The sequence below is a fragment of the Hoylesella timonensis S9-PR14 genome (genome assembly GCF_000762405.1).
Taxonomy (GTDB): Bacteria; Bacteroidota; Bacteroidia; order Bacteroidales; family Bacteroidaceae; genus Prevotella; species Prevotella timonensis_A.
Window position 1 is genome coordinate 1 of record NZ_JRPQ01000137.1, and the last position, 12,232, is coordinate 12,232.

Consider the following 12,232-nt stretch of genomic DNA (forward strand, 5'->3'; position numbering starts at 1 on the left):
GTGAAGGAGTGTAGCGAGCTACACGACTGAACGAACTTACATTTTGAACCAAAAAAGAAGCCAAAAGATAACAAAACGTATTTCATAAACATTTGATAACTATGTGCGGTGGTAATTTATAGAACCAGCCTTAATCCATCCGCAAGCGATAATCGTCATACGTATATTCCCGCAGCATCTGCAACGTTCCGTCGGTCTGTAACAGGGCAATCGCAGGATGGGCAATACCGTTAAACATGTTGGTTTTCACCGTAGTATAGTGCAACATGTCTTCAAAAATAAGGTTCTCCCCCACTTTCAATTCATGGTCAAATTGCCAATCGCCCATGAAATCACCACTCAAACACGAGTTGCCACCTATTCTATATACATGTTTTTTCTCCGTATGGTTTTGCGACTTTGGCGCCAAGGTAGTGGCATTTCGAATTGTAGGTTGATAGGGCATCTCCAAACAGTCGGGCATGTGGCACGTAAAACTCACGTTGACAATGGCGGTACGAATGCCATGATTCTCCACCACATCAACCACCTGTGCCACCAACACGCCCGTCTGCCACGCAAAAGCACTGCCCGGTTCCAAGATAACTTGTAAATGCGGATGCCTCTGTTTGAAGTCTTGAAGCAGGGCAATCAACAAGTCTACGTCATAGTCCTGACGAGTCATCAAGTGTCCCCCACCAAAGTTAATCCACGACAGTTCGTCAAACCAGCCGCTAAACTTCTCCTCGATGTGCACCAACGTGCGTTGAAACACGTCTGCCCCACTTTCGCAATGGCAGTGACAATGAAACCCTGTAAGGTCGTTGGGCAAAGATGGCGGCAATTGATCAGCGGTAACGCCAAATCGGGTACCGGGCGCACAGGGGTTATAGAGGTCTGTTCCCACTTCGGAATATTCGGGATTGATGCGCAAACCCAATTGCACATTCGGCTGAACCTGTCGAGCCAAGACATGATAACGCTCATACTGGGAAAGAGAGTTGAACGTGACATGACTCGAGCAACGCACAATTTCCTCCATTTCATCGTCGGTATAGGCAGGCGAATACGTGTGTGTAGGCTCGCCAAAGGCATGAAAGCCCAACAAAGCCTCATTCAGCGAACTGGCTGTCGTGGCGTGAATATACTCCCGAAAGATAGGAAAAGTCTTCCAAAGGGCATAAGCCTTGAAAGCCAAGATAATCTCCACATCGGCGGTTGTTGCCACATGTCGAATCAGTTGGAGGTTGCGTCTTAACTTCTCTTCTTCTAATATATAGATAGGTCGATGTATCTCTTCGTACGTTATAGAATTAATTTTCATGCTCATTTTGTCTCTAAATAGGGTTTTACCTCCATGCCACAGCCGAAGGCAAAGGCGACAGACAAGGAGCTGTCGCACATATTCATCACAAAGATAGCTTTTTATTTCGGATAAAATTGCGCATGTGACATAAATTTCATACTTTTGCAACATCAAACAAACTTGGTGATGAAGCTCGTAATCATGACGAAATCCACATTTTTTGTGGAAGAAGATAAAATATTGACAGCCCTCTTCGAGGAGGGTATGGACAGCCTACACTTGCACAAACCCGATTCCTCACCGCTCTATTCGGAACGTTTGTTATCGCTTCTACCCGAAAGATACCACAAAAAGATTATTGTTCACGAACATTATTATCTTAAAAACGAATACAATTTATCAGGCATCCATCTTCAGCAACTCACCGATCCTGTCCCCGAAGGGGTTAGAGGTCGCATCACACGCAGTTGCTCTGACATACAGTTGTTGAGAGAAACAAAGCGCAAAGCCGACTATGTTTTCTTGGAAAAGATTTTCGATAGCATTGAAGACCCAACACAGAAAGCCTCTTTCAACCTGCTGCAAATTGAAGAAGCCGCCAGGAAAGGACTCATTGACCGCCATGTTTTTGCGGTGGGAGGCATGCACTTGGACAACATCAAGTTGGCAAAAGAATACGGATTTGGCGGAGTGGTGATTCGAGGTGATTTGTGGAATCACTTCAATATCCACAATGAAATAGATTTCAAGGCGCTCATTGCGCATTTTCAAAAACTGAAAAAGGCAGTTGGATAGCCCTGAAGAGCAGAATCTACTAAAATACACATAACACTATTAAATATTAAACGCAATACTGAAATGAGTGACAATGACTCTTTTTTAATTTTCTCGGGTACCAAAACAAGGTATCTTGCAGAAAAGATTTGTGCAAGTTTGGGATGCCCATTGGGAAATATGGTGATGACCAAGTTCTCGGATGGTGAGTTTGCCGTATCCTACGAAGAATCGATTCGTGGCAAGAATGTGTTCTTGGTGCAAAGCACTTTCCCCAATTCAGACAACTTAATGGAACTCCTTTTAATGATTGATGCTGCCAAGCGTGCCTCGGCTCGTCACATCATTGCAGTGATTCCATACTTTGGGTGGGCACGACAAGACCGCAAAGACAAACCGAGAGTAAGCATCGGGGCTAAGTTGGTGGCAGATCTCTTAAGCTGTGCAGGCATCGACAGGCTCATCACCATGGACTTGCATGCTGACCAGATTCAAGGATTCTTCAACGTTCCCGTTGATCACCTCTACGCTTCGGGCGTTATCCTCCCCTATTTACAGAGTCTCAAACTCGACAATTTGGTCATTGCCTCGCCAGATGTAGGCGGCTCAAAACGTGCCAATACCTATGCCAAATATTTAGGTTGCCCACTCGTATTGTGCAATAAGACACGTGCGAGAGCCAACGAAGTAGAGAGCATGCAGATTATTGGTGACGTAAATGGCAAGAATGTGGTGCTCATCGACGACATGGTAGACACTGCGGGTACTATCACCAAGGCTGCCGACGTAATGAAGGCTGCGGGTGCACTCAGCGTTCGTGCCATGGCATCTCACTGTGTGATGAGTGGACCAGCCAATGAACGTGTGCAACAGTCGTCTATCGAAGAGATTGTCTTCACCGACTCCATTCCCTACACTCAGCGTTGCTCAAAGATTAAGCAACTCTCTGTAGCAGATATGTTTGCCGAGACCATTCGTCGTGTTATTCACAACGAGAGTATCTCTTCACAATACCTTATTTAATAAAATGAAGCTGATGAAACCCATCACAGGAATAATCATAATGCTGGCAGGCTGGCTCATGATGAGCAGCTGTCAACAGAAGAAGCAACAACCAGCGGCTCCAGCAGCTCCACAGGAGCAAAAGCAGGACACGGAGAACACCATTCCTACCTTTACGATGAACGATATCAACGGCAAACCTGTTGCTATCCAAGACGAAATGGCGAAAAACAAACTCACCATTCTCGACTTCTGGGCAAGCTGGTGTGGTCCCTGTATGCACGAAGCACCTAATGTTGTTGCCGTGTACAACGATTATCAATCCAAAGGATTGGGTATTGTCGGCATTTCATTGGATAATGATGAAGCGGCATGGAAGGAAGCAGTGGAGCAGTTGCACATGAACTGGACACAGCTCTCCGACCTGAAGGGCTGGGACAACGAAGCGGCACGCCTGTTCCGTGTCAACTCTATCCCTCACACCGTGATTATCAATTCCAAAGGAGAGGTATTGGCAGAGGATTTGCGAGGCGATGAATTACGAAAGTTTGTTGCAGCGCAATTAGACTAAAGGCTGGTTCTATAAATTACCACCGCATAAAGTCATTAAATTTTTATGAAACACGTTTTGTTATCTTTTGGCTTCTTTTTGGTTCAAAATGTAAGCTCGTTCAGTCGTGTAGCACGCTACACTCCTTCACTCTCTTGCATTTTGACCTCAAAAATAAGTTCAAAATCTAACAAAGCTAATTTATAGAACCAGCCTAAACTCCACAAAAACATTCTTTTTAGAATCTTACATACATCGTGGCAACACTTCCGTTTGAGGTGTTGCCACGATGACGTTTTAGGGTAAATTTATTTTGAATTTTTCTTACAGTAGGTGCTTAAATACTCGATTATTTTCGAGCAAAGTCTGGTCAGGTCTCAAATATGGGCTGGATTTTGTATGTTGGTAATCGGCTGACTGTCAGATACTTCGCTCTCAACCATGCGTTCCAACCTTCTTAAAAGGTGCTTATCTCATTGCATTAAGCTCTGTTTTGGACTAAAAAGAGACGTTCCAACCCTGTTATTCACATAGGTTAGACGGCTTACCTTCATGGGTTAAGGGGCTTATCTCTTTATTATTCCTCATCTATTATATGGAGTTAGCCACAAAATGGGGCAAAAACGAGCAGAAAATTGCCTTTCCCAATTCTATTTTACGAAAAATAAAAGTGCCAAAAATTGTCATTTTTCTTTACGAAACACAAGTATCAAGACGTAGAAAACAGGCGAAAATTAAAGGCATGAAGATGGGCAAAAGCATCTAAAAAACGCCTCGTAAAAAATTTCGAGGCATTGATTAGATGCTTAATTCAAACTTTCCAGTAAACGAAATCAACACTTTGATAACATAACTGGTCGTAGAATCTGGTATGGGTAAATAAGCACGATAGGTCACTCCATCGGCAGTAATTTTATCAAAAAGAAAATCGGACAGGATGCACTGATTATAATAGTCGCTCGGAATCAGCGTCTTAAAATCCTGTTTCTTAAAGTCACGTGAGAAAATTCGGTTGGCACCATTGAACACACTCACGTGGATAATGTTGTCGTAGTAGATGTTCCCCACTTCTACCCCTTCGTCGGTATAGGTGTTTTTGATAATTTTATAGGTGGTGGGGTTCACCTGTACGTACAGATGATATCGCTCTGCACCAGCGTGCACCACGGTATCACGCTTAATCAAACTGTTCTGATTGAGTGCCACAGGCTGCTTCGACATAAAGGCATAGCGGTCTTCGGGATCATCACTCTTCACCAATCGAACCACATCACCATAAGGATTTTTGAATATAAACAAATGGGGTGCCTGTTTTACAATGGCATATTGCGTGATAGCGTTGCCTTGTAAAATTAACGAATCCTGCACTATTTTGAAGTACACAGGAATACTGGTCGAGTCAGGATAATAAATGGTGTCGCCATGTACCTTGAACACCACGCTCCCCTCGTCTTCATTGAGCCAAATGCCTTGCAGCAGTTTCTTTGCTTGCACATCTTCTTGGATAGCATCTTGCACGTTTTTCTTCTTTTCAGAGCCACAACTTCCCAATACGAGGAGCAGGGTAAACAAAAAGAGAGAAAGGGGTAATGTTCTATGGTTGAGCTTTTTCACTGTCACGTCCTTTATTGTCATCATCAGCAACTCTACTAAATATCCTCAAAGACTTCTGCCTCTCGGAAAGAGCAAGCATTCAAATCCTTCTCGCTGGTGATAAAACAAGCAGGGTCCAAGGGCCACTGAATATTCAAATCTTCATCGTTCCAACGAATGCCTGCCTCGTGCTGAGGTGCATAAACATTATCCACCTTATAAGTAAAAATAGCTTCTTGGCTCAACACCAAGAAACCATGAGCAAACCCACGAGGTATGAAAAGTTGCCGTTTGTTATCGGCACTCAACTCTACAGCGACATGTTTCCCGAAAGTAGGAGATGACTTTCGGAGGTCTACAGCAACATCCAAGACGCTTCCTTGAATTACTCGAACGAGTTTGGCTTGCGAATATGCACCTTTTTGATAATGCAGTCCGCGCAACACACCATAACTCGATTGAGATTCGTTGTCTTGGATAAAGTTGACCTCTCCTATATGGGCGTTGAATTCGGCTTGTTTCCAAGCTTCAAAAAAATAGCCTCTTGCATCGTTAAATACCTTTGGCTCTATAATCCAAACCCCTTGAATAGGGGTCTCTGTAAACTTCATCATATTGTATTAAAACAAATATTCTGAAGCAAAGATAACATTATTTGAAAGAATGACAAAGCAAATGCAGGTTTAATTTTTAGGTTGTTTATTTTTTCAAACAATTCATTGGTTTATTCGCAAAAATAAGCTAAATTTGCAAACGTGATTGAATTAGAAAGACATATCGAGATTCTTCTGCTGAACAATGATTGCGTGATTGTCCCCAACTTTGGCGGATTCATGACGCATCATGTTGAGGCACACTATGATGAGGAGCAAGAAATGTACTATCCCCCACTTCGGACAATAGGATTCAATCCACAACTTACCCTGAATGATTCGTTATTGGCACAGTCGTATATCGATGTTTACGACATCAGCTATCCAGAGGCATTGCAACGTATCGATAGCGAGGTGAGCGAAGTAAAGCAACACTTGGCAAACGAAGGCTCCTATGAAATGTCCGACCTTGGTACTATTTTCTATCATCATGACGGAAGCTATACGTTTCAACCCTGTGAGGCAGGCATTCTGACGCCCGAACTTTACGGATTAAGCACGGTAGACATCACGCCGCTAAGACGTGTTCAAGTGCGCACAACCGCCCCTGCGCCTCAGTTGGAGGAGTCTACCAATCCAAAGAATGTACCCATTCAGACCCATTCTGTGTTACCTGCTGAGACCGAAGAAGAGGCTTCAGCTGATACAGAAGTAATAGAGGTTCGCCCCAGTCGCACCATTGAAATAAAAGTGAGTGTGCTACGCAATTTGGCTGCGGCATGTTTGGCAGTCTTGGCTTTCTTCTTATTCCCTGCCACACTCCATGATGCAGGAAATACAGCCGATATGTTTGGGAAAATTAACACCCGTCTGCTTTATCGAATTATGCCGAAAGACGTAACCACGGGGAATACTCAAACAGACGCACAGCCTACAAAACAAAAAGCTGAAAAGGTGGTAAAAGCAGAGCAACCGCAGGAGGCTGTACCCACAACTGCAAAACAGGCAGCGACAGAAGAAAAGGCAGAACCTTTCTATACCATTGTCTTGGCAAGCAGAGTGACCATTCGCAACGCCACGACTTACGTGGAAGAATTGCAGAAGCAAGGAGTCAAAGAGGCTGAGGTGTACACTAAAGCCAAGACTACCCGAGTGATTTTTGGACACTATGCCACCGAACAAGCTGCCTATCAAGCATTGAACAGCTTGCGCCACAAACCCGCATTTACAGAAGGATGGGTCATGAAAATCAAGCACCCAACCGCAACCCGATAGAAATACTGACCGTGAAGAGAGTTCGATGTCCGAAATGTGACTATTATCTTACCTTTGATGAAACCAAATATACCGATGGGCAATCGTTGGTTTTCCAATGTCCAGCCTGCAACAAACAGTTTGGTATCAAGTTAGGTGTGTCCAAACAAAAAGACAAACAACAAGACGAAACTCCCGATGAGCAAGCAACAGTCAACTATGGAGAGTTAGTGGTGATAGAGAATGTATTTCATTATAAACAAGTCATTCCACTCCAATTGGGCATCAACGTCATAGGACGCTATCAGAAAGGCAATGATATCAACTGCCCCATCGAAACCACCGACCCCAGCGTTGACATGACACATTGCCGCATTCAGGTGTCGAAAGACAAGCGAGGCGGTTTGAAATATGAACTGAGCGATGGTCCCAGCTTCACTGGCACCTTTGTACACAACGAAATTTTGGGCGATCGTGAGCGTCGCATCATCTACGATGGTACTCTTTTTACTATCGGAGCAACAAGCTTAATTCTTCGCACACCTCACGCAGAAGAAGAATAAACAACTTTTTTGGTATCTTTATCACCTGCATAACTATCACTCCTAAAGAGAGATAGGCACTCATACCACCTACTCATTTTGCTCTTTTGACTGCCTTCACCCACAGTCTTACGACATAAACAGAAAAGAGCCAGGGCAACACAATGATGTTTTAATCATCACAATTTTAGAATAAACGGTTTACACACGCAGCAAAGACGGGCTGAAAGCCCAATAAGCTCTTAGCCCAGGGTAACACCCTGGGTACAGTTGACCACTAATTTTGCGCTCTGAAAGAGCAAGAGGAAGACGAAAAGAAAGAATGCTTCACTGACTCCTTTTGCGCTTACAGCGCGCCAATTAGTAAACAACAGCTCACCCAGGGTGGTACCCTGGGCTGTATTCCTATTGGGGCTTCGCCCTGTCTTTGCTCACAACATTAACTGCCGCACAACACCTTGAACTATCATACTATTGGGGTTTCGCCCCGCCTTTGCTCACAACATCAACTGCCGCACAACACCTTGAACTATCATTCCTTTGGGATTCGACCCGCCTTTACTCACAAGATTAACTTCCGTACAACTCCTTAAACTTTCTTTCCTTTGGAACTTCTTGCGTACGAACAGAGATATAGACTGACAGCACATGTCTAAGAAACGAAAAACGCAAACGAAAAACATACTGTGCTACAGAAGATATTTCACAGTTGAACATCCCCTTCTATCTAAAGAGACGAAAAACATTTCCTGCAACCTCTCTCATTCAGTGAAGTCTCGGAAAGAGATGGCACTTATTTATTTTCGTTCTTTTCGTTAAAAATCTATCCTTAATGGTCAAAAAATGAGCGGACATAGCAAATGATTTGTGAGTCAGTCAGTTCTGATTATTTGACCATTCGGGGGAAAAACCGCCAAAAGACGGACTTTTGCCAACTTTGGACAGAGCAGCGTTACTAAAACATTACCCTATATCCAAGTAGAAAGGAATGGCAAAAACGGTAACGAACGGGCTAATCCCCAACTGAAATCTTCCGCAAAGATAGCCCAATAAAGGGAGAATGGGAAGAAAAAAGGCAAAAAAATGAATGCTTGGAATCTTTCCCATCAAAGTACAATGAATTGCGTATCAGCGGATAACCTGACAATAAATAGTTTTGTAACTTATAAAAGGTCAGAGTTATGCGAAGTACGTTTAAGGTTCTGTTCTACCTCAAAAAGAACGCCCCGAAGAAAGACGGTTCCGTTCCCGTGATGTGCCGTATCACTATCGACGGAACCATTGCACAGTTCAGTTGCAAATGCGACATTCTCCCCAATCTATGGGATGTCAAGAGCAACCGGGCTTCGGGAAAAAGTTCCGTCGCATTGGAAACCAACCGCTTCTTGGACAAGATTCGGGTGGGTATCAATGCCAAATACAAGGAGATTGCCGAAAGGGACAACTATGTCACGGCGGAGAAAGTAAAGAACGCTTTCTTGGGTTTGGAGATGCGGTACGAGACACTGCTGACGGTCTATGCCCAGCACAATGAGGATTTTGCCAAGCAGGTATCTGCCGGTCTGCGTCGCGATTCCACATACCATAAGTATTGTACCGTTTACAAGCACTTGGAAGAATTTATCAAGACACGCTATCGTCTGAGCGACATTGCCCTGCGAGAGCTTACACCTGCATTCATCACGGACTTTGAGATTTTCCTCCGCACGGAAAAGCAGTGCTGCAATAATACCGTATGGATCTACATGATGCCTTTGCGCCGAATGATTACCATTGCCCAGAATCACGGCTGGATTGTTCGAGACCCTTTCGTGGATTACAGCATCTCCGCCGAGAGTACGGAAAGGGATTATTTGACCAAGGACGAGATACGTCAAATGATGGATTTGAAGTTTCGCCGCAAGTCCATGGAGTTGGTGCGTGACCTGTATGTTTTCTGCTGCTTTACCGGCTTGTCGTTTACCGATATGAAGAACCTGACCAAAGACAATGTGCAAACTTCATTCGACGGCAAATTGTGGATTATGACCAAGCGACAGAAGACGGGCGTGGAATCCAACATCATGCTGATGGACATTCCATTGAGGATTATCGAAAAGTATGATGGCATGGCAAAGGAAAATTATCTCCTGCCCGTTCCTCAGTACATTACCGCCTGCAAGAACCTTAAAACAATCATCGGACTTTGCGGTATAGAAAAGAACATAACGTGGCATACCAGTCGCCATACCATGGCAACGGAAATTTGTCTGACCAACGGAGTTCCCATCGAAACGCTCTCCAAGATGCTCGGACACACGAATATCCGCACGACACAAATCTACGCCAAAATTACCCACGAGAAGGAAAGCCGGGATATGAATTCCCTTTCCGACAAGTTAAGCCGGATAGAACAGTTTAGCGGTATTACCATATAATAATAAGGAAGAATGTCTATGAAAAGAGAAATCATAACCATTGGCGGTAACGGAGAAATACATATCCCAGCTACTCGCGTTTGGATGTCTGCTTGTGAGATTGCCGACCTGCTCGGGGCATTCTCCGGCAAGGTGAGCGCACAAATCAAAGCGATATTCAAAGAAGTTCTCCTGATGGAGACGGAAGCGATGAGAACAATCCACTCCGAACAAGGATTTATTGATTTATACAGTATCGAAATGATAACGATGCTGTCGTTTCGTATTGCCACACCACAGGCAAAGACTTTGCGAAGGTGGATAATCGGCAGGCTTTCGGAGAAGAAAGTTTCCTCTCCACCCATGATTGTCTGTTACACCGTTGGCAGACAACATAATTAAAGAAAAGCAGGCAGTAAGAAGATAATTCCTACTGTCTGCTTTTTGCTTACTGCACATTCCGTTGTAACTTGATTTGGGCGTATGATGAGCCAATGAAGAGAAGTGGTCGAAGAAGCCATCAAATCTTACGTAAGAATCTCGGAAAACTTACGTAAGTTTTCTGAAATCTTACGTCACTTTTTTGAGAGCTTGTTTTATCGTGGTCAAAACAAATCGACAATACGACAAAAATCAAGGCAACAGCGACAAACATTTCATCATTCCTCAAATCGTGGGTGGTAGTTCTCTTGCAGCAACTTTTCTACCTCCTCCTCTTTATAGAGGACTTTCCCTCCTAATTTGACAAATGGAATACGCCCCATATCACGATAGTCTTGCAGGGTGCGTCGATTGACATGCAGCCGTCGGGAAAGTTCCTCGTCCGTCAAGTACCGCTGCCCTTGAAGCGTTGGTCTGTTTCTTTTCCTCAGGGCATCTATCCCTTTTATCATACGGTCGGAGGCATTGAGGAAGTGCATGATTTCTTCGTCATTCTTGGTCTTTACATTATTACTCATAGTTCTACTTTGGATTTAGTGGTGATTAAGATACTGTGTTATGGAGAGACCGACTTGTCTACCAGTTTCTGAACATCCTCCGGTTTATAGTACATCTTGTAGCCTATCTTCGTATAGGGTAAAGTCCGGTTACTCCGATAGGTTTGCAGTGTACGCAAGCTGACGTTCAGGATTTGGCAGACATCTTGGTTGTCCAGCCATTTGCCCATTCTTTTCTCGTCCGATTCCCGACAGAGGGCATCGACCTTGGCGGTCAGGATGCGGAAACGCTCCATCATGGCTTCATACGTTTTCTTTTCGATTGCTATTACTTCCATATATCAATTTTTAGTTTGGATATTACGATATGCAAATGTAATGACAGCGTATGCGAGAAAGAGATACTTTCATCAAATTGCGTGCTTGTGGCTTTGATATGACAGCCTGTGTCTTCGGGCTTGAATACTTGACAATAAAAATCTCTATTCAGTACATATTTAGCATACAATCCAAACGATTTCAAAGCCCGAACTTTGCACCATAATCAAATTAAAAGAGCGATGGATGTCATTACAATTGAGAGCAAAGCCTACCACGATTTGGTGGGCAAGATAGAGAAAATTCTCCGATATGTGGAGAAAGAGGAACAGGCGAAGGAAGAATACGAAAACCGCCTGATAACCAACAAGGATTTAGCCGAAATACTCGGCATCAGCCAACGCACCCTCCAACGGTTGCGAAGTTCGGAACGTATCGGTTACAAGATTATCCTTGGACGATGCTATTACGACTTAAACGACATAGAGGAGGCGATACGCAAGAAGAGCCTGTACTGCAATCCTCAAAACATCAAAGAGCTGAGACAGAATTTCCTGCTTAAAGCCAAGAGAACGAAATAGCATATGGAACTATTGGACAGAGACACTTTTCTTGAATGGATGGAGCGGATTATGACCCGTTTCGACCATCTGAAGCAGACCATTCCCGATATTCCCCAACGTCCGATGCTCAACGGCGAGCCGCTCTTGGACAATCAAGAGGTCTGTATGATGCTGCAAGTCAGCAAGCGAACCTTGCAACGTTACCGAGATTCGGGGACGCTGCCGTTCCACATCATCTATCACAAAACGTGGTATCTGGAATCAGAGATAACTGCCTTTATGGAACATCATTTCACCGAGAATAAGAAACGGAGAAGAAAGAGGAAAAAAGAAGAATGAGTTCTTTGCTTTTTTATTTTAGTTGTGCAAATCCCGTCCCGTCGTGATGACGAGGCGGGATTTATACTTGGAGTCCGTTTCATAA

The 12,232-nt window shown here is 44.0% G+C and carries 14 protein-coding genes; 9 read left to right on the forward strand and 5 right to left on the reverse strand.

Features of this window, described 5'->3' with window-relative positions; translation table 11 throughout:
- Positions 1-130: 130 nt before the first annotated feature.
- On the reverse strand, positions 131-1,303 hold the full coding sequence (gene nspC, locus HMPREF9304_RS08340; protein WP_036928208.1) for a carboxynorspermidine decarboxylase: 1,173 nt from the start codon (positions 1,301-1,303) through the stop codon (positions 131-133).
- A 168-nt stretch (positions 1,304-1,471) separates the two neighbouring features.
- Here nspC and HMPREF9304_RS08345 point away from each other — a divergent pair, with 168 nt between their 5' ends.
- The 3 genes from HMPREF9304_RS08345 (at position 1,472) to HMPREF9304_RS08355 (ending at position 3,632) form a co-directional block, all read left to right on the forward strand.
- Positions 1,472-2,080, forward strand: a complete 609-nt coding sequence (locus HMPREF9304_RS08345; RefSeq protein ID WP_008125318.1) for a thiamine phosphate synthase — start codon at positions 1,472-1,474, stop codon at positions 2,078-2,080.
- A gap of 63 nt (positions 2,081-2,143) precedes the next feature.
- Positions 2,144-3,082: a ribose-phosphate pyrophosphokinase gene (locus tag HMPREF9304_RS08350; protein WP_008125321.1), complete on the forward strand. Its 939-nt coding sequence runs from the start codon at positions 2,144-2,146 to the stop codon at positions 3,080-3,082.
- A gap of 13 nt (positions 3,083-3,095) precedes the next feature.
- Positions 3,096-3,632, forward strand: a complete 537-nt coding sequence (locus HMPREF9304_RS08355) for a peroxiredoxin family protein (RefSeq protein ID WP_036928210.1) — start codon at positions 3,096-3,098, stop codon at positions 3,630-3,632.
- Between the two features lie 777 nt (positions 3,633-4,409).
- Here HMPREF9304_RS08355 and HMPREF9304_RS08360 read toward each other — a convergent pair.
- Positions 4,410-5,249 carry a DUF4738 domain-containing protein gene (locus HMPREF9304_RS08360; protein ID WP_008125325.1) on the reverse strand — a complete coding sequence of 280 codons (840 nt, stop codon included), beginning with the start codon at positions 5,247-5,249 and terminating at the stop codon, positions 4,410-4,412.
- 11 nt (positions 5,250-5,260) lie between these two features.
- A complete protein-coding gene (gene rfbC / locus HMPREF9304_RS08365) occupies positions 5,261-5,815 on the reverse strand; it encodes a dTDP-4-dehydrorhamnose 3,5-epimerase (RefSeq protein WP_008125326.1) in 555 nt (184 codons plus the stop codon).
- A 144-nt stretch (positions 5,816-5,959) separates the two neighbouring features.
- On the opposite strand from rfbC, the gene HMPREF9304_RS08370 reads away from it, so the two are divergent.
- From HMPREF9304_RS08370 to HMPREF9304_RS08385, 4 genes are all read left to right on the forward strand, one after another.
- Positions 5,960-7,072 carry an HU domain-containing protein gene (locus HMPREF9304_RS08370; protein WP_036928200.1) on the forward strand — a complete coding sequence of 371 codons (1,113 nt, stop codon included), beginning with the start codon at positions 5,960-5,962 and terminating at the stop codon, positions 7,070-7,072.
- 11 nt (positions 7,073-7,083) lie between these two features.
- Complete coding sequence (locus HMPREF9304_RS08375; protein ID WP_036928214.1) at positions 7,084-7,614, forward strand: FHA domain-containing protein; 531 nt, start codon at positions 7,084-7,086, stop codon at positions 7,612-7,614.
- A 1,160-nt stretch (positions 7,615-8,774) separates the two neighbouring features.
- The gene (locus HMPREF9304_RS08380) at positions 8,775-10,010 is read left to right on the forward strand and encodes a site-specific integrase (protein WP_023058482.1); all 1,236 of its coding nucleotides are present in this window, start codon (positions 8,775-8,777) and stop codon (positions 10,008-10,010) included.
- A gap of 18 nt (positions 10,011-10,028) precedes the next feature.
- Positions 10,029-10,391 (forward strand): hypothetical protein, encoded by a 363-nt coding sequence (locus HMPREF9304_RS08385; protein WP_036873657.1) that lies wholly within the window; start codon positions 10,029-10,031, stop codon positions 10,389-10,391.
- Positions 10,392-10,648: 257 nt separating this feature from the next.
- On the opposite strand, the gene HMPREF9304_RS08390 is transcribed toward HMPREF9304_RS08385, so the two are convergent.
- Together HMPREF9304_RS08390 and HMPREF9304_RS08395 are read right to left on the reverse strand one after the other, a co-directional pair.
- Complete coding sequence (locus tag HMPREF9304_RS08390; protein WP_023058498.1) at positions 10,649-10,948, reverse strand: helix-turn-helix domain-containing protein; 300 nt, start codon at positions 10,946-10,948, stop codon at positions 10,649-10,651.
- Between the two features lie 38 nt (positions 10,949-10,986).
- Positions 10,987-11,265, reverse strand: a complete 279-nt coding sequence (locus tag HMPREF9304_RS08395; protein ID WP_036873535.1) for a helix-turn-helix domain-containing protein — start codon at positions 11,263-11,265, stop codon at positions 10,987-10,989.
- Between the two features lie 222 nt (positions 11,266-11,487).
- Between HMPREF9304_RS08395 and HMPREF9304_RS08400 the strand changes: the two genes are divergently transcribed.
- Together HMPREF9304_RS08400 and HMPREF9304_RS08405 are read left to right on the forward strand one after the other, a co-directional pair.
- A complete protein-coding gene (locus HMPREF9304_RS08400; protein ID WP_023058439.1) occupies positions 11,488-11,826 on the forward strand; it encodes a helix-turn-helix domain-containing protein in 339 nt (112 codons plus the stop codon).
- 3 nt (positions 11,827-11,829) lie between these two features.
- Positions 11,830-12,147: a helix-turn-helix domain-containing protein gene (locus HMPREF9304_RS08405; protein WP_036873533.1), complete on the forward strand. Its 318-nt coding sequence runs from the start codon at positions 11,830-11,832 to the stop codon at positions 12,145-12,147.
- The last annotated feature ends 85 nt before the right edge of the window (positions 12,148-12,232 follow it).

Coding starts and splice junctions, on each gene's coding strand:
- nspC (WP_036928208.1), bottom strand. CDS start 1,303: ATGAAAATTAATTCTATAACGTACGAAGAGATACATCGACCTATCTAT.
- HMPREF9304_RS08345 (WP_008125318.1), top strand. CDS start 1,472: ATGAAGCTCGTAATCATGACGAAATCCACATTTTTTGTGGAAGAAGAT.
- HMPREF9304_RS08350 (WP_008125321.1), top strand. CDS start 2,144: ATGAGTGACAATGACTCTTTTTTAATTTTCTCGGGTACCAAAACAAGG.
- HMPREF9304_RS08355 (WP_036928210.1), top strand. CDS start 3,096: ATGAAACCCATCACAGGAATAATCATAATGCTGGCAGGCTGGCTCATG.
- HMPREF9304_RS08360 (WP_008125325.1), bottom strand. CDS start 5,249: ATGATGACAATAAAGGACGTGACAGTGAAAAAGCTCAACCATAGAACA.
- rfbC (WP_008125326.1), bottom strand. CDS start 5,815: ATGAAGTTTACAGAGACCCCTATTCAAGGGGTTTGGATTATAGAGCCA.
- HMPREF9304_RS08380 (WP_023058482.1), top strand. CDS start 8,775: ATGCGAAGTACGTTTAAGGTTCTGTTCTACCTCAAAAAGAACGCCCCG.
- HMPREF9304_RS08385 (WP_036873657.1), top strand. CDS start 10,029: ATGAAAAGAGAAATCATAACCATTGGCGGTAACGGAGAAATACATATC.
- HMPREF9304_RS08390 (WP_023058498.1), bottom strand. CDS start 10,948: ATGAGTAATAATGTAAAGACCAAGAATGACGAAGAAATCATGCACTTC.
- HMPREF9304_RS08395 (WP_036873535.1), bottom strand. CDS start 11,265: ATGGAAGTAATAGCAATCGAAAAGAAAACGTATGAAGCCATGATGGAG.
- HMPREF9304_RS08400 (WP_023058439.1), top strand. CDS start 11,488: ATGGATGTCATTACAATTGAGAGCAAAGCCTACCACGATTTGGTGGGC.
- HMPREF9304_RS08405 (WP_036873533.1), top strand. CDS start 11,830: ATGGAACTATTGGACAGAGACACTTTTCTTGAATGGATGGAGCGGATT.